The 19,637-nt window shown below is 58.7% G+C and carries 19 protein-coding genes and 1 pseudogene; 17 read left to right on the forward strand and 3 right to left on the reverse strand.

The window, feature by feature from the left end:
- Positions 1–15: 15 nt before the first annotated feature.
- The 10 genes from AB8B31_RS34080 (at position 16) to AB8B31_RS34125 (ending at position 10,722) form a co-directional block, all read left to right on the forward strand.
- Positions 16–1,548 (forward strand): sugar ABC transporter ATP-binding protein, encoded by a 1,533-nt coding sequence (locus AB8B31_RS34080; RefSeq protein ID WP_040140011.1) that lies wholly within the window; start codon positions 16–18, stop codon positions 1,546–1,548.
- Positions 1,549–1,586: 38 nt separating this feature from the next.
- Positions 1,587–2,549: an ABC transporter permease gene (locus AB8B31_RS34085; RefSeq protein ID WP_004129777.1), complete on the forward strand. Its 963-nt coding sequence runs from the start codon at positions 1,587–1,589 to the stop codon at positions 2,547–2,549.
- Positions 2,550–2,644: 95 nt separating this feature from the next.
- Positions 2,645–3,643 (forward strand): substrate-binding domain-containing protein, encoded by a 999-nt coding sequence (locus AB8B31_RS34090; RefSeq protein WP_004129775.1) that lies wholly within the window; start codon positions 2,645–2,647, stop codon positions 3,641–3,643.
- Between the two features lie 64 nt (positions 3,644–3,707).
- Entirely contained in the window at positions 3,708–4,742 is a 1,035-nt protein-coding gene (locus tag AB8B31_RS34095; RefSeq protein WP_064843711.1) for an aldo/keto reductase, read from the forward strand.
- Between the two features lie 5 nt (positions 4,743–4,747).
- Complete coding sequence (gene oiaX / locus AB8B31_RS34100) at positions 4,748–6,031, forward strand: 3-oxo-isoapionate-4-phosphate decarboxylase OiaX (RefSeq protein ID WP_096771285.1); 1,284 nt, start codon at positions 4,748–4,750, stop codon at positions 6,029–6,031.
- Between the two features lie 3 nt (positions 6,032–6,034).
- Positions 6,035–7,015: an aldo/keto reductase gene (locus AB8B31_RS34105; RefSeq protein ID WP_064843712.1), complete on the forward strand. Its 981-nt coding sequence runs from the start codon at positions 6,035–6,037 to the stop codon at positions 7,013–7,015.
- A gap of 119 nt (positions 7,016–7,134) precedes the next feature.
- Positions 7,135–8,091, forward strand: coding sequence for an L-threonylcarbamoyladenylate synthase (locus tag AB8B31_RS34110; RefSeq protein WP_064843713.1), 957 nt, complete (start codon positions 7,135–7,137; stop codon positions 8,089–8,091).
- A 249-nt stretch (positions 8,092–8,340) separates the two neighbouring features.
- Positions 8,341–9,384: an aldo/keto reductase gene (locus tag AB8B31_RS34115; protein ID WP_096771277.1), complete on the forward strand. Its 1,044-nt coding sequence runs from the start codon at positions 8,341–8,343 to the stop codon at positions 9,382–9,384.
- Positions 9,381–9,884, forward strand: coding sequence for a hypothetical protein (locus AB8B31_RS34120; protein WP_237359381.1), 504 nt, complete (start codon positions 9,381–9,383; stop codon positions 9,882–9,884). Before AB8B31_RS34115 ends, AB8B31_RS34120 begins: the two co-directional genes overlap by 4 nt.
- Positions 9,856–10,722, forward strand: coding sequence for an N-acyl homoserine lactonase family protein (locus AB8B31_RS34125; protein WP_040140026.1), 867 nt, complete (start codon positions 9,856–9,858; stop codon positions 10,720–10,722). The genes AB8B31_RS34120 and AB8B31_RS34125 overlap by 29 nt, the downstream gene beginning before the upstream one ends.
- A 112-nt stretch (positions 10,723–10,834) precedes the next feature.
- Here the strand turns inward: AB8B31_RS34125 and AB8B31_RS34130 are convergent.
- A pseudogene (locus tag AB8B31_RS34130) lies at positions 10,835–10,995 on the reverse strand (Re/Si-specific NAD(P)(+) transhydrogenase subunit alpha); the annotation flags it as partial.
- 230 nt (positions 10,996–11,225) lie between these two features.
- Between AB8B31_RS34130 and AB8B31_RS34135 the strand changes: the two are divergent.
- Positions 11,226–11,999 (forward strand): DeoR/GlpR family DNA-binding transcription regulator, encoded by a 774-nt coding sequence (locus AB8B31_RS34135; RefSeq protein WP_040140030.1) that lies wholly within the window; start codon positions 11,226–11,228, stop codon positions 11,997–11,999.
- A gap of 114 nt (positions 12,000–12,113) precedes the next feature.
- Here the strand turns inward: AB8B31_RS34135 and AB8B31_RS34140 are convergent, their stop codons facing one another.
- Together AB8B31_RS34140 and AB8B31_RS34145 are read right to left on the reverse strand one after the other, a co-directional pair.
- Positions 12,114–12,815 carry a RibD family protein gene (locus AB8B31_RS34140; RefSeq protein ID WP_064843716.1) on the reverse strand — a complete coding sequence of 234 codons (702 nt, stop codon included), beginning with the start codon at positions 12,813–12,815 and terminating at the stop codon, positions 12,114–12,116.
- Between the two features lie 29 nt (positions 12,816–12,844).
- A complete protein-coding gene (locus AB8B31_RS34145) occupies positions 12,845–13,696 on the reverse strand; it encodes an SDR family NAD(P)-dependent oxidoreductase (protein ID WP_040140034.1) in 852 nt (283 codons plus the stop codon).
- A 448-nt stretch (positions 13,697–14,144) separates the two neighbouring features.
- On the opposite strand from AB8B31_RS34145, the gene AB8B31_RS34150 reads away from it, so the two are divergent.
- The 6 genes from AB8B31_RS34150 to AB8B31_RS34175 all read left to right on the forward strand — a co-directional run bounded on the left by AB8B31_RS34150 (position 14,145) and on the right by AB8B31_RS34175 (position 19,636).
- On the forward strand, positions 14,145–14,927 hold the full coding sequence (locus AB8B31_RS34150; RefSeq protein WP_028753504.1) for an SDR family NAD(P)-dependent oxidoreductase: 783 nt from the start codon (positions 14,145–14,147) through the stop codon (positions 14,925–14,927).
- The gene (locus AB8B31_RS34155; protein ID WP_245303124.1) at positions 14,924–15,682 is read left to right on the forward strand and encodes an SDR family oxidoreductase; all 759 of its coding nucleotides are present in this window, start codon (positions 14,924–14,926) and stop codon (positions 15,680–15,682) included. The genes AB8B31_RS34150 and AB8B31_RS34155 overlap by 4 nt, the downstream gene beginning before the upstream one ends.
- 349 nt (positions 15,683–16,031) lie before the next feature.
- The gene (locus AB8B31_RS34160) at positions 16,032–16,937 is read left to right on the forward strand and encodes a LysR family transcriptional regulator (protein WP_004129742.1); all 906 of its coding nucleotides are present in this window, start codon (positions 16,032–16,034) and stop codon (positions 16,935–16,937) included.
- A gap of 315 nt (positions 16,938–17,252) precedes the next feature.
- On the forward strand, positions 17,253–18,755 hold the full coding sequence (locus AB8B31_RS34165; RefSeq protein WP_064843719.1) for an aminoacyl-histidine dipeptidase: 1,503 nt from the start codon (positions 17,253–17,255) through the stop codon (positions 18,753–18,755).
- Between the two features lie 9 nt (positions 18,756–18,764).
- Positions 18,765–19,232 (forward strand): cupin domain-containing protein, encoded by a 468-nt coding sequence (locus AB8B31_RS34170; RefSeq protein WP_004129736.1) that lies wholly within the window; start codon positions 18,765–18,767, stop codon positions 19,230–19,232.
- Positions 19,232–19,636 (forward strand): cupin domain-containing protein, encoded by a 405-nt coding sequence (locus tag AB8B31_RS34175; protein WP_064843721.1) that lies wholly within the window; start codon positions 19,232–19,234, stop codon positions 19,634–19,636. Before AB8B31_RS34170 ends, AB8B31_RS34175 begins: the two co-directional genes overlap by 1 nt.
- Position 19,637: the final 1 nt, after the last annotated feature.

A 19,637-nucleotide genomic window follows, 5' to 3' on the forward strand; every position in this document is an offset into this window, starting at 1 on the left:
GTATGACGTCATATCATGGTCAACGCAACTGAGAAGATAACAGTTCAGGGAACCGCGCAGTCGTCTTCGGCACGCGTGCTTCTGCGGGCCGAGGGCGTGGAAAAGTCGTTCAACGGCGTCCCAGCGCTCGTTGATGGCCGACTAACTCTAAAGGCCGGGACCGTCCATGCCTTGTGCGGCGGTAACGGCGCCGGCAAGTCGACATTCCTCAACATCACGATGGGACTGCTCCGCCGCGATGGAGGGATAGTGGAGATCGATGGCGAGCAGGTCGACTTCAAAAGCGCCGCTGACGCCTTGCGTCACGGCATCGCGATCATCACGCAGGAGCTTTCCCCCGTCCCCGAGATGACCGTCGCCGAGAACCTTTACCTTGGCCGCGAGCCGAAGCGACTTGGCGTGCTCGTCGATTTTAGCCAGATGCGCAGGGACGCCCAGGCATTCCTCGATGAACTCGGCTTTGAAGTCGACGCTGCCAAGAAGATGGGGGAGCTGAGCCTCGCCCAGATTCAGCTCGTCGAAATTGCGAAGGCTCTCAGCTATCGGGCACATATCGTCATCATGGACGAGCCGACATCTGCTATCGGCGAACACGAAGTCCATGTCTTGTTCAACGCGCTCCGCAAGATCACCGCGCGCGGTTCCGCAATTATCTACGTGTCTCACAAACTCACCGAAATCTTCGAGATCGCGGATGAGTACACAGTCTTCCGCGACGGCCGTTTCATCGAGACTGGAAACATCAAAGACATCGACCGCCGTCATCTTGTGACACAGATCGTCGGCCGTGAAGTCAAGCTGGTCGAGAAGGGCAAGCCTCTCGAAGACGCGCCAATCCTGCTTTCGGTCTCGAACTTGGCGCGCGGGCCTCATTTCCGAGACATCTCGCTAGACGTGGCGTCCGGCGAAGTGGTCGGAATCTACGGGCTGCTTGGGTCCGGACGAACCGAGTTCCTCGAGACAATATTCGGGCTGCACTCACCAACGGGAGGCGAAGTTGTCTTCAACGGCGGTAAGGTCAAGCCAGGCAGTCCTAAGGACGCAATTCAACGTGGAATGGCGATGGTGACCGAGGATCGCAAGGACAGTGGTCTCGTGCTCTCGGCATCGATCGCCCACAACATCACGCTTTCATCGCTGGCCTTGATGGCCATCAGCGGTTTCATCCGCGGGGACAAAGAGCGCAGCGCAGTTCAAGACATGATCGTCTCACAGAGGATCAAGTCGGCGTCGCCAGATGTTGCCGTCGAAACTCTGTCAGGGGGCAACCAACAAAAAGTCGTGCTGGCCCGGTGCCTTCTGACAAATCCAAAGCTTCTCATTTGCGACGAACCGACGCGTGGCATCGACGAAGGTTCCAAGCAGGAGATCTACGCGTTCCTGCGAGACTTCGCGGCAAAGGGCAACGGCGTCCTCGTGGTCTCCTCGGAGGCACCGGAGATCATGCAGCTCAGCGACAGGATCGCGATTTTCAAACAGGGGCAGCTCCTCAGCATCATCGACGGTGCCGAAGCAACGCAACAGACGCTTATGGACATGGCGAGCTGATGAGCGGTCATAGCCCCATTCACGGGAGGACTTGAGTAATGAATACCATCGCTGCGGCGAAGCCCGGAAACTTCCGCGCCGGGGAAATGATCAGGCAGTTCAGCATCGTTCTCGTGTTTTTCCTGATCGTCGCGTTCTTCGCGTTCGCGAACCAGTACTTCATGACATGGTTGAATTGGCTGAATCTCGTTCGCCAGTCGTCGATCAACGGCATTCTGGCGATCGGAGTGACCTTCGTCATCCTTACTAAGGGCATCGACCTATCGGTCGGCTCCGTAATGGCGCTCGCGGGCATGATCGCCGCCAGCCTCGTAACGGAGACCAACGAGCAGTTCGTGCTTTTCGGTATCTTTGCGGGCCTCGCGGCGGGAGCCGGCCTCGGCTTGGTGAACGGCGTGCTTGTTGCCGCGGTCAAGGTCCCGCCGTTCGTAGTGACGCTTGGCATGTTGAGCGTGGCCCGCGGTCTCACCTTGATCTTTTCGGAAGGACGCCCCATCCCGAATCTGTCGGATCCCTTCAAGTGGATCGGCTCCGGGCAGATCATGTATATCCCGGTACCGATCGTCATCCTGTTCGTCGTCTTCCTGATTGGATGGACCGTTTTAAACTATACGACTTTCGGCCGTTATGTGTACGCAGTTGGCGGCAACGAGAAGGCGGCTCGCACGAGCGGCATTTCCACCAAGGTGATCGTCGGTGCGACCTATGTGATCTCGGGCCTCCTGGCTGGTCTTGCGGGGCTTGTCCTGACGGCTCGCACCACCGCTGCGCTGCCGCAAGCGGGCATCGGTTATGAGCTTGACGCGATCGCCGCCGTCGTGATCGGCGGGACGAGCCTTGCGGGCGGCCGCGGATCGCTGCTCGGCACACTGATCGGCGCGCTCATCATCGGCACGATCAACAACGGCATGGACCTCATGGGCGTGTCTTCATACTACCAGCAGGTCCTCAAGGGCACGATCATCGTGGTCGCGGTCATCGCCGACCAAATCCGCAAATAAGACCAATCCCGAAATTGCCGCCGGGGAAGGCCGGCGACAATGTCCGGCCCAGCGTGTCGCGTCCGGACGTATCTTAAACCAGAGGAGAATATGAAATGCAGATGTCTAGGAGGAACCTGCTCAATGCGGGTGTGGGTATGGCAATCGCCGTAGCGACGTTGGCTGGCGGGAACTTCGCCTTCGCGCAGGACAAAATTCGGATCGCGGCTCTCTCGTTCGGTGAGTCCGGCGAGTACATGAAGGCTTGGTCGACGGAAATCCAGAACCATCCCGCCGTCAAATCGGGCGAGGTCGAGATCACCGTTTTCGACGGCAAGTATGATCCACTGACACAGGCGAACCAGATCGACACAGCGATCACCCAACAATTCAACGCGATCATCATGTCACCCTTCGACCTCGAGGCCTCGGCGCCGCCGATCGAAAAGGCCGCCGAAGCGAAAATCCCGCTTATCGTGTCGGCGCTCAAGACCAAGTCGACGAAATACACCGCGTCCATCATCGTTAACGATACCGAAGGCGGCCGGATCATCGCTGAGGAACTCGCCAAGCGCCTTCCGAACGGCGGCAACGTCGTCCTCATGGAGGGTCCGATCGGCCAGTCGGCCCAGATCGAGCGCCGCGCAGGCATAGACGCTGGTCTCGCCAAGTTCCCGAACCTCAAGCTCATCGAAGACAAGACAGGCAACTGGAGCCGCGCCGAGGGTCAGGCGCTCATGGAGAACTGGTTGCTCGCACACCCGGGTGAGATCAACGGCGTCCTTGCGGAAAACGACGAGATGGCGCTTGGCGCGATCGAAGCCATGAAGAGCGCCGGCATCGATCTCAAGACCGTTCCCGTTCTTGCGATCGACGGCATTCCGGACGCAAAGCGCGCCGTGAAGAAGGGCGAGATGGCGGTCAGCCTCTACAAGTACGCCCGCGCCGAAGGCCAGGGCGCGGTCGACCTCGCACTGCGGGCGATCAAGGGCGAGAGCTACAAGCCGCAGTCCGAAATCTGGGGCTCGCTGATGGAATGGAAGGGCGGCACCGAGAAGGACTACGTCGTGCCGTGGCTCGTGCTCGATTCCACCAATGTCGAGAAGTACATGTAATCGGACAACGGCGGACGGCCCGTACGGCCGTCCGCCTTACACCAGGGAAATAGGATCGACCATCATGTTGAAGAGAAAAGTTGGAAAGACCGATGTGACGCTGACCTCGCTAGGGCTGGGTACCTCGCCGCTCGGTGGGTGCAATGTCGATGTGAGCTTCCAGACTTTCGAAGCGGTCGTCCTCAAGGCATACGACTTGGGTGTCCGCTATTTCGACACCGCGCCCCTTTACGGCCTTGGAAAGTCCGAGCATTCCCTCGGCCATGTCCTTCGCAACAACGATCTCATCGGCAAGGTCGTGGTCAGCACCAAGGCGGGGCGGATACTCAAGCCGGAAAGCCGCGCAAAGCGCGCCGAGAGCCTTTACGGCATCGACTGGGTGAAGGCGCTGCCATTCGTCGATGACTACGACTATTCCTATGACGGCATCATGCGCGCTTTCGAAGATAGCCAGCAGCGCCTGGGTATGGACCACATTGACATCCTCTATCTCCACGACGTGAGCGGCGAATGGCACCGCGAGGCGTATAGCACCCACCTTTCGGCGCTGAGATCGAGCGGTTACAAGGCGTGTGACGAGCTGCGCAGCACAGGCTCCGTGAAGGCCATCGGCCTCGGCGTCAATGAAACCGCGTCGGTCCTGCAGGTGGCAGAGGAATTTGATCTCGACTGCTCCATGGTCGCCGGGCGCTACACCCTGCTCAACCACGGCGCTCTCGACCATTTCTATCCAGAAATGCAGCGTCGCGGCATCGGTATCATTGCGGCTGGCATCTACAACTCCGGCATCCTCGCCGAGGGTAGCAAGTCGATGACAACCACCCGCACCTACGATTGCCAGCCCGCGCCTGAAGCGATCGTCCGCAAGGTCGAGGCGCTCGAAGCCGTCTGCGAGCGCCATGGCGTCTCGCTTGCGACTGCAGCGACACAATTTGTCTACGCACATCCTGCAGTGACCGCGGTGGTACAGGGAGCGCTGGCGCCCGAACACGTCGTCGCAAACGTCGCCGCGATCTCGACGCCGGTTCCGGCTGCGTTCTGGGCCGACCTGAAGTCGTCCGGCCTCATCCCTGAAGCCGCGCCAGTTCCGGAGGCATGATCGCGATGGATCTGGCTCAGCGCAGGCCCTCGGACATTCTGGTCACCTATCGGATTGAGACCGCCGGGAGCGCTGAGGCCTTGGCGGTCAAGATCGGAAGCGACCAGTCGACGGGTACATTTGTTGACCTGCCCGGAGAGACGCCGCAACTGAAGGCGCGCGCGGCCGCGCGCGTGGTCGCTTTCGAGAAACTGGACTCTGTCGAGGTTCCCTCGCTCCCTGCAGCGGGCGAAGTCTTCAACCGAGCGGAGACAACAATCGCCTATCCCCTGGAGGCCGTCGGAACTGACCTCGCGGCAGTCACCACGGTTGCATTGGGCGGGGTCTGGTCGATCAAGGAATTCACCGGGCTGAGGGTCGTCGGCCTGCAGCTGCCTCCAGAGTTTGAAGGCGTCTACCCGGGGCCTCAATTTGGGATCGAAGGCTCCCGGCGTCTGACCGGCGTCTACAATAGGCCAATCATCGGCACGATCATCAAGCCCGCGCTCGGCCTCACCCCGGACGAAACGGCGCAGGTGGTTGCTGAACTCGTCGCGTCCGGTGTCGACTTCATCAAGGACGACGAGAAACTGATGTCGCCACCGTACTCCTCGTTGGAGGCGCGGGTGAAAGCGATCATGCCGATCGTCCGGGATCAGGAGCAGCGCACCGGCAAGAAGGTGATGTATGCCTTCGGCATTTCCGACGTCGATCCCGACGAGATGGTTCGCAAGCACGACCTGGTCGTGCGCGAGGGTGGAAACGCCGCCGTCATCAACATCAATTCGATCGGCAAGGGCGCTTTTCTGTTCCTGCGTCGGCGGTCGTCCCTTGTCTTGCACGCCCATCGCAACGGCTGGGATCTTCTCACCCGACATCCTGGTCTTGGGTTCGATTTCTCGGTCTACCAACAGCTTTGGCGACTTCTCGGCGTCGACCAATTCCAGATCAACGGCATTGCCGCCAAATACTGGGAGCCGGACGCGTCTTTCGTTCAGTCGTTCCATGATCTCCAGAAACCGATCTTCAGTGATGCCGACCGCCCGTTACCGGTCGTTTGTTCGGGTCAATGGGGTGGACAGGCGCCTGAGACCTATCGAAGGACGGAGCAGACGCTTGACCACCTTTACCTTTGTGGTGGTGGCGTCGTCAGCCATCCCGGCGGGCCGTCGGCGGGTGTCAGAGCGGTTCGTGCGGCCTGGGATGCCGCGGTCGCCGGGATCGATCTCCATGAATATGCCAAATCTCATCCAGAGCTGGCGCAGTCGCTCGCCAAGTTCGGCTCTAAAACCGTATCAGAAGGAAGATGACAGATGGAATATCGTCAGCTTGGCCGGTCAGGTCTCAAAATTTCGCAACTGGTTCTCGGTTGCATGAGTTTCGGCGTCGCCGATCGCGGCAACCATGCTTGGACATTGTCCGAAGACGACAGTAGGCCATTTATCAAAGAGGCACTCGAACAGGGCATAAACTGCTTCGACACGGCCAATGCCTACTCGGACGGCACCAGCGAGGAGATCATCGGCAAGCTGCTCAGGGAGATGGTGCAGCGTGATGAGGTTGTCATTGCCACCAAGGTCTACGGCAAGATGCGCAACGGAGCGAATGCGGTCGGACTTTCCCGCAAGGCAATCATCGCGGAGGCTGAGGCCAGCCTCAAGCGGCTGGCGACCGACTACATCGACCTCTACCAAATTCATTTCTGGGACAATTCGACCCCGATCGAAGAGACGCTGGAAGCGCTGACCGATCTCGTTCGAAGCGGCAAGGTTCGCTACATCGGAGCCAGCAATTGTTACGCATGGCAATTTGCGCGCGCGCTCTACAAGTCGGACGCTGCCGGATGGTCGCGTTTCGTTTCGATGCAAGCTCAGATGAACCTCCTTTATCGCGAGGAAGAGCGGGAGATGTTGCCGCTCTGTAAAGCTGAAGGGGTGGGGATCATCGCGTTCAGTCCGCTGGCTCGCGGGCGCCTCAGCCGGCCTTGGGAGGAAAGCAGTTTGAGGTCCGAGACCGACAATGTCACCGCTCGGTTCTACGGTCACGCGGACGAGGCGGATCGCCGCGTCGTAGACGTCGTCGCAAAGATTGCAGACGACAAGAACGTCCCGCGATCCCTCGTTGCGATGGCGTGGCTTAACACAAAGGCGGGCGTGACGGCTCCTATAATCGGCGCAACGAAGCTACAGCATCTGAAGGATGCCGTCGCTTCCTTGGCCGTCAAGCTAAGCGACGACGAGGTCCGCGAACTCGAGGAGCCATACGTGCCGCATAGCGTAGTCGGCTTGAACTGAGTTTGGCTCAGCGGGGACGACGTTGAGGCTGTCAGGAGGCACGCCGAACCGGGCCTCCTGAGCCAATGGCTTTGGTCTATCGATCTCTGCTCCCTTCCAGAACCAGCGCGAGGAAAAAGATGACCACCACCCGTCATTTTGACGTCAGCGACAGCGCGATTGAAGCTGCCGCCCGGCTCATGCGAAATGGCGAAGTTGTCGCGTTTCCGACGGAGACGGTTTACGGGCTCGGCGCGGACGCCAGCAGCCCCGCCGGGATCGAGCGCATCTATGAAGCCAAAGGACGCCCGCGGCATAATCCCCTGATTATCCACGTTTCGGACGTGGAAATGGCGCGCAGGATGGCACATTTCAATCCGGAGGCAGAGTTGGCTGCTGCCAGCTTTTGGCCGGGACCTCTGACATTGCTCCTGCCAAAGCGGGAAGACGCGGGGCTCGCAACCGCAGTTACCGCGGGCATGAAAAATGTCGCAATCCGATTTCCCTCGTCGAGTGTCGCCCAACGGCTGATCCGGGCCGTCGGATTTCCGGTGGCAGCGCCTTCAGCCAATCGTTCCGGGAAGGTCACCTCGACCCGCTTCGTGGAAGTTGTCCGCCAGTTGGACGGACGGATTTCGGGAATCGTGGAAGAAGACATATGTGATCACGGCCTGGAATCGACTATTCTGTCTTTGGTCGGATCTCCGATCATTCTACGCCACGGGTCAGTTCCGCGGGAGGCACTGGAAGCGTTACTCGGCCCGATTGACGAGGACACTGGCCCCCAAAAGGTCTCGGCACCAGGCCAGCTAAAGAGCCATTATGCTCCGGAAGCCGCCGTTCAGATGAATGTCGACCGTCCTGCCGCCAATATGGTCTGGGTCGGTTTCGGACCGGGGTGCGAGGGCTGTCAAATGACGCTGTCTTCTTCCGGTGACCTTCAGGAAGCTGCCCGCAACCTCTACACCGCCATGAGTGAAGCCGACGCCTTGGCCGGCGCGGGTGACGTGATTGCATTCGCCCCTGTGCCTCTGATTGGCCTTGGCAGGGCAATCAACGATCGGCTGAGACGAGCTGCCGCGCCCCGTTGCGCGTAGGCGGCATTTTTAAGCGATTCGCCAAATGCGGATGGCGGCATGCAAAAAACGCTTGCCTCTATAGGTATGACCTTATACCTTACACCTTGCTGATTGAGGAGTCAGGCCACGGAGGTCCTTCTGGTGAGGTTGGCGGCAGACGCCGGCGCGACCTGGCACGCATTGGGGCACGGGCTTTAATCAAACAATGACGGCATGGCGGAAGCTACATCGCTTCGACGCCTCCTACCGACATCTAGGGATGATCACATGACCGAACTTGAAACTAGACCGCTCGGAAAAAGCAAAGTGCGGGTAACTTCGCTGGGGCTAGGCACGGTGCCGCTCTCTGGCTTCAACGCCGATGTCTCCTACGGCGAATTCGAAGCGACGATCCTCGCTGGCTACGCGGTCGGAATCCGCTACTTCGATTGCGCGCCAATGTATGGCTTTGGGAAATCGGAGCATTATCTTGGCCATGCCCTCAGGGCGAACAAGCTGCGCGAAAACGTGGTGGTGAGCACCAAGGTTGGTCGTGTATTGAAGCCCGCCAGCAGGACAAAGAAGCTTGAAACCGTCTACGGCATCGAGTGGATCGACCCGCTTCCGTTTCTCGATACCTACGATTACACCTATGATGGCGTGATGCGCGCATTCGAAGACAGCCAGCAGCGCCTCGGATTGGACTATATCGACGTTCTTCTCGTGCATGACGTTGGTCGGGCATGGCACGGCGACCAAAGCGAGTTCTATTGGAATCAGCTGCGGGCCTCCGGTTATAAGGCACTGGACGAGCTTCGCTCCAGCGGAGCCGTCTCAGCCATCGGCTTGGGGGTCAACGAAACCGACTCCGTGGTCGGTGTCGCTCGTGAATTTCCGATCGACTGCTCGTTGATCGCCGGCCGCTACACCCTTTTGAATCATGCCCCGCTTGAGGCCGCGTTCGACGAGTTGCTCCAGCGGAACGTCTCCGTGATCGCCGGCGGGATCTTCAATTCCGGAATTCTGGCGACAGGCGTCGGCGGTCCCGCGGCCACTTACGATTACGGCAAGGTTCCTGCGGCCGTCGTCGAAAAGGTCAAGGCCATCGAGAGCATTTGCTCGAGATTTGCGGTGAGCTTGCCTGCAGCGGCGATGCAATTCGTTTATGCGCATCCGGCAGTGGCCACGCTGGTCATGGGTGCAAAGAGCGCATTGGAAGTCGAGCAGAACGTCAAGGCGATCAACGAGACAATACCCCCTGCATTTTGGGACGCTTTGACTGAAGCGAGCCTTCTTCCGTCAAACGCTCCGCTGCCGACGGCTGTACGATGATGGCCCGCGGAGGCACCGTTTTCGGCGGCTTCCGCTGCGAAGCGCTCGTGGGTTCGGTTCCATCGCCGGAGGCGCGCGCATGCCTCGAGGCGCTCGTCAGGACTTATGGCGAGCTTCTCGCGATCTACTCCTTCATGCATATGGCATTGAGGGAGAAGAGCATGCGCCTCTTGATTGGAGAACTCGCCGATCGCGCCACAGAGATAAAGCGATCCGTCCGTTCCTCGCTTGCGGGCTCGCGCTTTCTCGCAGGACAGGGCCACGCAGTCTACCATCTTGGACGGGCAGATGGCCTGCTTGTCGAGGCGGAGGAGCACCTGCAGCGCGGTGTCCTGGTTTCAGATGCATCCCTGCTGGGGCTGCTTTCAAATGCGGCGATCCAGCTGAAACGATCGGCCGCCATCTTAGGCACGTCGACCTTCGACACGACAGCATGCTGTGGAGGGTCCCTTGGACATGGGGAGGAAGACCATGGGAACGCATTCGATCTGGGTGCTTGAATACTCTCGAAGCCCGGTGCACCCGGTCAGCGGGGTTTTTTACGGCGCCCATAATCAGGGCACGATGAACCTGCCGTTCGCATACATTCTCATCAAGACAGGAGATGCAGTCGTTCTGGTTGATGCCGGTCACGACGCCGCCGATTTCGGAGGCCAGATCGCCAATTCGATTGGCGTTACCGGTTGGACGCCTCCGGAAATCGTTCTCGGGGAATGCGGGATCAGGCCCCAGGACGTCACGCATGTCATCCTCACGCACGCGCACTTCGATCACATTGGCGGCCTAAAGTTCTTCCCAAATGCTAAGATTTTCATTCAGAAGAAAGAATTGGAATCCTGGATGTGGATTCTGGCAAAGGGTCGGCGCTTCCGTTCATTGCAGGCCGGACTGAATCCGGCGGATATCCTCTATCTGACCCAGGCAAATATCGAAGGCCGCCTGGAGCTGGTGGAGGGAGAGCGGGAAAACCTGGTGCCAGGCGTTCACGTCTATCCGGCATTCGACACCCATACCGCAGGATCGCAATATGTGGTGGTGGAGACCGGCGGTGGAGACGGCAAGTTTATCCTGTCCGGCGACGTCATCTACACCTACAGCAACCTCACGGGTGAGGACGCCACCGATCCCTGCTTTGTGCCGCCGGGCCTTGCCAATGGCAGCCAGACACGTCTGATCGAGTCCGCCGAGGAGATGCTCAAAATCGTTGGTATGGACGAACGACGAATTGTTCCCATGCACGAGGAGCAGCTGTCAAAAATCTATCCGTCGCGTCTGACGGCTCGCCAGCTCATGCTCGTCGAGATTTGTGTGGCCGACGGAGACGTATCAAGAGTTTGATCGATTTGAAGCAGCGCGAACGCCAAGCTGCATCGTTCACAATCGTCCTCCCAAGGCGATAAGCAGAGAAAAGGCCGGGTGTCAGTTCACAGTGACTCCGGCCTTTTCCAAACACCTTGCCCGCTACGGTGATCTGCCCGGTGAAGAAGCCCTATATTCGCGCCCGCTTTGATGACGGCCCGGTAGTCCGCGATGTTCACCCTGGAGGACAAGGCCTCCATCTTCCGTGCGCGGCTGACGCGCGGGACCATTCTCCATGGCGACGACATTTGCGCTTGAACCTCCAAACCATCCTTGTTTCGTTAGAAAATGAGCGCCTTCGGCCATGCATGGAGTGGTGCAATCGCACCATCATGCGTCTTCACGTGTCCCATCATGCCAGCAGCGTCAGGGGCGTTGTCGAATAGAGCAACACAAACTAACGAAAAATGATGTTTGCATGTGATTTGTAGCGTCGGATCTTGATGTTAAAGGATCGGATTAGTGCGCCGGAGGACTAGAATATGAAGAGAGATGATCGGAGGCAGGCCATTATGGACCTGTTGGTCGCGCAGAGGGTAGTGGATCTGGACGACCTATCCGATCGGTTCGCTGTATCCAAGATGACCATCCACCGGGATCTGGATGATCTTGAGCAGGCAGGGATGCTTCGCAAGGTCCGCGGCGGGGCAACGATCGAGGCAGGAGGCCATTTCGAAAGCGATTTCCGGTTTCGCCAGCAGCAGGAGGGCGAGGCCAAGCGCCGGATGGCAGAGGCCGCCCTTGAACTCGTCGAGCCCGGCATGACGGTGATGGTCAACGACGGATCTATGGCGTCGGTGCTCGGGGAATTGCTGCCACAGAGGAGACCGCTGACGGTGATCACCAACAATGCGGCGGTCATCGATCGGCTCAAGACGGAATCAGGGATCAACCTGATTGCGGTCGGTGGACGCTATTCGATGAAGTTCAATGGTTTTTTCGGCGTCGTCGCCGAACAGGCATTGTCGCGTCTCAGCGCCGACATCGCCTTTATCTCAACGCCGGCAGTTTCTGGATTGCGCGTCTACCATATGGATGATGACGTTGTCCGCTCGAAGCGAGCGATGATTGCAAGCGCCGCGCGTCGCTGCTTGCTCTTAAACCATAAGCGCTTCAATCATACTGCTCTTCATGTCCTGGCCACCATTGACGAGTTCGAAGTTATCATCACCGACCAGGAACCGACAATCGACGTCCGCGCGGCTTTGGAAGGATCCAATGTGCAGCTTAGAGTGGCATCGCAGGAGAGGAAGTGAATATGGCCAACGATCCTTCGGGTAGATGCCGCGCAAGGCGGCACCCGTCCCCGAATCTCAAGTTCGGCCCTTGATGGGGGGAGCCCTTCCACAATCTTCTCCTGTGGGCTTCTCCTATGGACGTTCAACGCGATATCTCAGATGGACGGAGCCGAGGCCAGCGGCTTCGGCGCTCATAAACGTGAGCCTCGCCCCGCCGGCAAGCCCATCCTCGCCGCCCTCAAATATGGCCGGTGTATCCGACTTGCCTCCGATCGCAGGGAAGATGACTAGGCTGACCTCGTCAACAAGACCCTCATTCAAGAAATGGCCATTGGTTTGCGCCCCGCCTTCCAGCATCAAGCGCTTCACACCGAATTCGGTGCCGAGAACATCGAGCGCGTTTTTCAGATCGACGCCATCTTTCTCGGATACGATATAGGAAACGCCAGCCTGGGTGAGGCCCGCCAGGTAAGCATCATCCACGTCAGATCCTGTCAGGACGATAAGTTGAGCACCCTCAATGTCGTTCTTGTCCCAGCGTAGCCGACCGTCCTTATCAACGATAACAGCGAACTCGTTGGCATCCGGGTTGGCGTTATGGATCGGCCGCGGTACTGTGCCGGTTGTTTCATAGGGACGGTCGACGGCGTCTGCGAATTCCTCGCCTGTCGCTCTTCCCGAAAGCCAGGCGTCGGCACCAATCTTCTCATGCAGGTCGTCATAGACCTTCACGAGTTCCTCCACCGAATGGCCGGTCGCCTCAGCCCAATCATTGACGATCAATCGACCGTCCAGTGGCGACATCATGTGACAGATTACATGGGGTCTGGGCATTGGATTACTCCTCTACAAACATTCCACCGTCAGTGGTCTGCCTTCAACCAGGCTGCGAATTTATCCATCCAGTCGGGGTGCCAACGTGAAAGCGCCGGCCGGTTCAGGATCATGTCGTCGGCCGCCCAGCGGATCCGTCTGGCATCTATCTCCGACGTAACCGCATTATCGGGACAAATGATGTAAAAGTCCTCCTCGAGCAGACGGGCCAGGAAGTATTCCACCAACTGCTCAGCGGTCCATGCCTCATCGGGCTTGGCAGCGCCATGCGGCTTGAGTGCGATGTTCATGGGCGTCCACGTGTAGCCAGGGACGAGGAGATGAGCCGATACACGACCTCCCGTCTCCTTCAAAAGCGCGTGCGACAGCTGTTCGGTCAGGACCTTGACAGCTGCCTTTGCCACCGAATAGGCGGCATTGCCCGGAGGAGTTGTAATTCCTTCCTTGGAGCCGAGGTTGACGACCGCCGATGGTCGGGCTGCCTTGATCATGTGGGGCACGAAGACGTGTTGTGCGGCTAAAACACCTCCGAAGTTTACATCGATTTGGCGTCGCCACTTTGCAGGATCATCCCAGGGGCCGGCTCCTTGCGTAATGCCCGCGTTGTTGACAAGGACGGCGACGTCAGCAAACCGCGAAATCGTTTTGTCCCGCAACCTAGTTAGTGCCGACAGATCTGATACGTCGCCGCTCACGATCAGGATGTCCGTATCGAGTGCCGAGGCAACATCCTCAAGTGCGTCGGCGTCGAGATCCAGCAATGCGAGCTTCATGCCGCGGGCCGCGAGAGCCCTCGCGATCGCCAAGCCGATGCCCTTCGCAGCTCCCGTGATGACCGCAACGCGGCCAGGAGCAACGATGCTGTTCATTCTCTCGCTCATCATTGTCTTCCCGTCATTGGCCGTCACCGCTGGAAGGTGGGCCGGACACGCCGTCGCGTGGATTTTCTCGGCCGACGGCACCATCGCAAGAAGTGCGTCAGCGCTACGCGGGCGCTTGTGTGCTCGGACCATATCTGCTGGCTGCGAACGACAGCTCAACCTCCCTAACAACATAGGGCACTCCGCCGACCACTTGAAGTGAGCTGGATCGCACGCACCGATGAGCCGTGTTCACTCTTGGGTGCCTTCGTGACGTCGGGAATGCCTCGTCAATTTGGCTGCGGACGCGACCAAAAGGTCCCTCACTTCTGGTGTCTGCCAGATCGGTGGTTGATTTTTGCTCACCGCCCCGATCGATTTTGCTCATGTAACCAACCGGCTCCACGGGCATTAGGTCACCAGCGCCTCGAGGCGATCGAGGTGCTGATAAAACCAAAGGAGTGAAATCATGACTGGTAATAAACCACTCGCAATGGTCACGGGCGGCTCATCTGGAATAGGCTTCGAGCTTGCCAAACAATTCGCCAAGAATGGATTTGACGTCGCTATTTCAGGCTCAAGCGACAAGGTAAACGAGGCCGCCGATGCGCTACGAAGCCTTGACGCCGAAGCGTATCCGTTCAAAGCGGATGCCTCGACATACGATGGCGTTGAGGGGTTCTGGACCTTCACGCAGGGGCTGGGGCGCCCACTGGAAGCCGCGGCTCTGAACGTGGGTATCGGTATCGGCGGCGCCTTCGTCGATAACGATCTCGAGGATGAGTTTCGCCTGCTTGCAATCAATGTCACTGGGACCGTCCATATGGCCAAACGCGTCGTCCAACATATGGTCAAGAACGGCCGCGGCAGGATCCTCATCACCTCCTCGGTTTCGGCGACCCTGCCCACGCCATACGAAACCGTCTACGGCCCGTCGAAGGCATTCGGTTACATGTTCGCGGAATCTCTGCGCGAGGAGTTGCGCTCGACCGGGGTCACGGTGACGGCACTCCTTCCGGGCGCCACCAACAGCGACTTCCACGCGAACGCTGGGATGGGCGATACTAAGCTCGGTGGCCAGCAGAAAAACGACAAGACGCTCGTCGCCAAGCAGGGCTTCGAGGCCCTCATGAACGACATCGACCATGTCGTCGGCGGAGACCAGAAAACCAAGCGGCAGGTGTTGGAAAACCGGACGACCCCGGAGCCTGTTAAAGCCGCCCGGCAAGCCGAACTGACCCAACCGCAGTGAAGGAGCACATCATGGCACATCTGAAAGACAAGGTCGCAATCGTCACGGGAGCTTCCTCGGGCATTGGAGCAGCGACCGCCAAAGGATTGGCGGAAAAAGGTGCGCGCGTCGTCCTTGCCGGCCGCAATGAGGAACGCCTCAGTCAGATTGTCGAAGACATCGCCGGTTCCGGAGGTATTGCCAGCTACAAGGTTGCCGATGCCACGGATTTTGAGAGTACCAAGGCCCTCGTCCCGTTCGCCACGACGACGTACGGCCCGGTCGATATATTGGTCAACAATGCGGGCCTCATGCTCTTTTCCTATTGGAAGGATGCCGCGGTCGGCGATTGGAACAAGATGATCGATACCAACCTGCGTGGCTATCTACATGCGATTGCCGCCGTGCTGCCGTCGATGTTGGAGCGCCGGTCCGGCCGCATCCTGAATATGAGCTCTATCGCCGGCGTTCATGTCGGCGAGGCGGCAGGCGTTTATGGAGCCACGAAGTTCTTTATACGCGGTATCACCGAAAGCCTCAGAAAGGAGGTGGGCGTGGGAAGTGGGATCCAGGTGTCTATGATCAGCCCTGGCGTGATCGATACCGGCTGGGCCGACAAGGTTCATGACGAGACGGGCAGAAAGATCGCCGGAGAGCTCAACAAGCAAGGTATTCCGCCGTCGTCGGTGGCTGAAGCCGTGGTCTATGCCCTAGATCAGCCCCCGGAGATCACGATCAACGACATTGTCGTCCATCCAACCCGGCAGGACTGGTAGCCGGCGTTTTCGAAAGCTCAGAACTTGAACCTCCGGGACCGTCAGGCCGCCCGCGCGGAGGTGGTATCCGTTCCAACCGGTGCCGTCTCTCGTGGCTGTGGACAAGATGATCTTCATTGCATGACGATTAATCCCGGAGGTGCTATTATTCAGCGACCCGGCCCATCTCCCGTCGTAGCTCCCCGGATCCGACATGGATCAACTAATGTCAAATTTTTGACTGCTTCCGTGGTCATCACATACCAAAGCCAGGTTAGATGAATAAGGATTGAAGATACCAGCCGTCTGAAGCAAGGTCGGCGTCGGCCAGGGCGATCTTATTCAGTCGAAGTGGGAGTATCCATAACTCATGGTATCCACGCGGGCCGATCTGGCCGACCTTGAAACTTTCGTCGCGATCGCGAGGGCGGGGGGGTTCCGAAAGGCGGCCGCGCTTCGCGGCGTTTCCGGCTCCGCTCTCAGCCACTCGATCAGGGGTTTGGAGGCCCGTCTCGGCGTCCGTCTGTTTCATCGGACAAGCAGGAGCATCAGTCTCACCGCCGCCGGCGAAGTACTGCTTGCCGAACTAGAGCCCCGTTTCCTCGGCATCCAGGCTGCGATGGATCTCCTGGACAGTTTCAGGAGCGGTCCTACGGGCAGGGTGAGAGTGACCACGCTGCGTGACGCCGCCGAGCTGTTGATCGCTCCTCGACTGCACAGTTTTCGCAGCAACTACCCAGATGTCGAGATCGAAGTCAGCGTCGAGGATCGCTTTATCGATATGGTCGCCGAGGGTTTCGACGCGGGCATCCGCTATGGAGGAACAGTTCCCGAGGGGATGATCGCGTCGCGTCTGACTGCCGAACTTGAATGGATCGTCGTCGGCTCTCCAACCTATCTCAACGAACGAGGGCGGCCGGAGCGGCCGGAAGATCTCTTGACGCACGAGTGCATCCGGATCCGAACCGGTACAGACCACGTCTGCAAATGGGAACTTGGCGACGGAGACCGCATGGTTACCCTAGACGTCCCTGGACTGCTCACGCTCGGGGATTCAGAACTGTCCATCCGCATGGCGCAGGAGGGGGGCGGTCTCTTTTACTGCCTGCGCGCACGCGTCGAGGACAAACTGGCGGCTGGTCTGCTCGAAGTGGTGCTGCCGGACTGGTCGTCTACTGGGCCGGGTTTTCATGCATACTACGTTTCGCACCGACAGGTGCCGTCCGCGCTCCGGACGTTTCTCGACCACCTTAAGGCGCCGCTTCCGGACGATTGAAGCGACCTCGCGAGCCAGCTCCAAATTACGCAGATGCCTACATGGTATCCGAAACTCGTAGAGGTTTCGGCCTGCGCTTCAATGGATGCGTTAGCTTATACTATAACGAATTCAGATGAAAAAAGCTCATCTATTTTATGAAATATTGCGTTTGAAATAGGAGCTGAAAGCAGAGATGGTTCGATGCGTGGAGGGCATCTGAACCTGGATCGCCTTAGCGCGTAAGATGAGATGCAATACGGTTTACGAGGTCGCCGGACTATGTTCGGCGAGGGAAGAAGTATTGCGCAGATGCCGTATTAGGAGGAGGGCCGAATGAGTTTCCCCGCTGGAAAAACTGTAGATAAACGCGACAATTCTATTCTTGCTGGTCTCGAACCGGCGATCTTCTTTGGCTTTTTCGAAGAGCTGAGTGCGATCCCGCGCGGTTCTTACAACGAAAAGCAGGTCAGCGATCACATCGCCGATTTTGCCCGGGCACGCGGCTTCGAGGTTTACCAGGACGAGATCTACAATCTCCTCATCAAGAAGCCGGGCACACCCGGCTACGAAAACTCGCCGACCGTCATTCTTCATGGGCATACCGACATCGTCTGCGAGAGCGACGAGGGTGTTGACCACGACTTTGAGAACGAAGGCATCAAACTTCAGGTTATCGGCGATTTCATCCATGGGACGGGGACAACCCTTGGGGCGGACAACACCGTTGGTGTGGCTTTCGCAATGTCGTTGCTGGCATCCGACGATATCTCGCATCCGCCGCTTGAAGTCATCCTGACGGTTCAAGAAGAAGTCGGCAAGGGCGGCGCACAACACTTCGACGGCACAAAGCTTAGCGGTAAGCGCCTTCTCGACATGAACTGGCACGATCCCAAGTCGCTTTTCGCAGGCTGCGCTGGCGATATTTCAGTGCGCTTCAAGATTCCGGTTCAGTGGGAACCGCGCGTTTCGGGGCAGGCCGCCCTTTCGCTGCGGATCTCCGGCCTGAGCAGCGGTCATTCCGAATTCGACATCCATCTTGAACGCGCTAACGCGATCGTCCAGCTCGGACGGCTGCTCCGGATTGCCATCCGGGATGCTGGGGCCAGCGTAGCCGAAGTCAAGGGTGGCGTGAACCGTTACGTTATCCCGGGTGAGGCGGAGGCGATCATTTCGATCGATGCCTCGCGGATTGTCGATCTCAGACAGAGAATTGAAGCGGAAGCGGCTTCGATTGCGCTTGAGTACAAAGCAAGCGATCCCAACCTCAAGGTCACAGTCAGCGAGTCAGGGAGGCAGATTACTGAAGTCTTCTCGGCTCAGTCCGCCCGGGCGCTGGTCGATGCCCTGAACCTGCTTCCCAACGGCGTCCAGAGCAAGAGCCTTCAAGTCGAGGGCCTCGTCGAGAGCTCCAACACCGTGGCGTTGCTTTCAAGCGATAAAGAGGCCATCGAAATCGTCAATACGGTCCCAAGCGCCGTCAGCTCCCGTCGCTACAACATCGTCGACAAAATCCGGCAGCTGTCAGAACTCATCGGCAACGGCGCGAGCGTGGAGACATTCGCGGATTGCCCGGAATGGCCATACAATCCTCATTCGCGAATGCTCAACGCCGCCAAAGCCGCTTACGAGCGCGAGTTCGGCGAGCAGCCACATGTGGAAGTCTCTCACTCCAGTCTCGAGCTCGGCCTTTTTCGAAAGAAGGTTCCTGACATTGACATGCTGTCGATCGGACCGGAAGCGTTCGACGTCCACACCACGCGCGAGCGCCTCAACCACACGACAGTCGATCCGACCTGGCGGCTTCTCAAGTCGCTGCTCCGCGAACTCCGGACCTAAGGTACTAAAATGCCAAAACTGCCAAGCTACTTCGGCAATTTCCCACATCCGCCCAGCGAAAAGAAGCCGGTCCATCTGACGCGCGATAGCTACAAGATGTTCATCTATACGGGGACGAAGCCGTACTCGAGCGACCTCAACTACCTGCTCGCCAGCACGGACCAGCAGACCACTGGCATCTATCAGCTCGCGCCGGGAAGCAACTTCGACCCGGCCGACATTCACGCGGGTGACGAGGTGTACTATGTCCTCGAAGGTGTTGTGCATCTCCTAAACCCCGAAACCGGGCAGACAGAGGAACTCGGACCCGGTGACGCGGTGCTTATCCCCAAGGGCGCTCCGCATCGCGGCTATAACTTCAGCGACAAGGCTGCAGTTATCCTGTTTTGCATCGCACCGCGTATCTGGGACGAGAATGGCCCTCCGACCGGCTATGACGGGCCGACGCGCCTCTATAAGCACGAAGGGAGAGCGTGATGAGCCTTGAGAAACTCGGAGCCTATCCAGTAGACGGCGCTCAGGCGCGCAAGAGGGGCGACCTGGTGAAGGTCGCAAAAAGCGATCGTCTGAACATCGTCTCCGGCCGCGATCATCCCGTTCTCGTCCAGTTCTGCGTCAGCAACGATTACATGCACGTCGGAGAGCTGACTATCCCTGTGGGTGGCGTTGGACCGCGCGCGAGCGAACCCGACAGCCATGGAGGGGACGCAGTCTTCTACGTTCTGCAAGGCCCCGCAACCTTCTATTTGGCGGATACCGACGAAACCTTTCACATCCGTGACGGCGAGTCTTTCTTCCTGCCCGGCGGCATCAGCTACCAGTGCCTAAACTACGGCTCCAACCCGATCCGGATGGTCTTCACGATCGCACCGGGACTGTAAG

This window comes from Rhizobium sp. 62_C5_N11_2, assembly GCF_051811185.1.
Classification (GTDB): domain Bacteria; phylum Pseudomonadota; class Alphaproteobacteria; order Rhizobiales; family Rhizobiaceae; genus Rhizobium; species Rhizobium leguminosarum.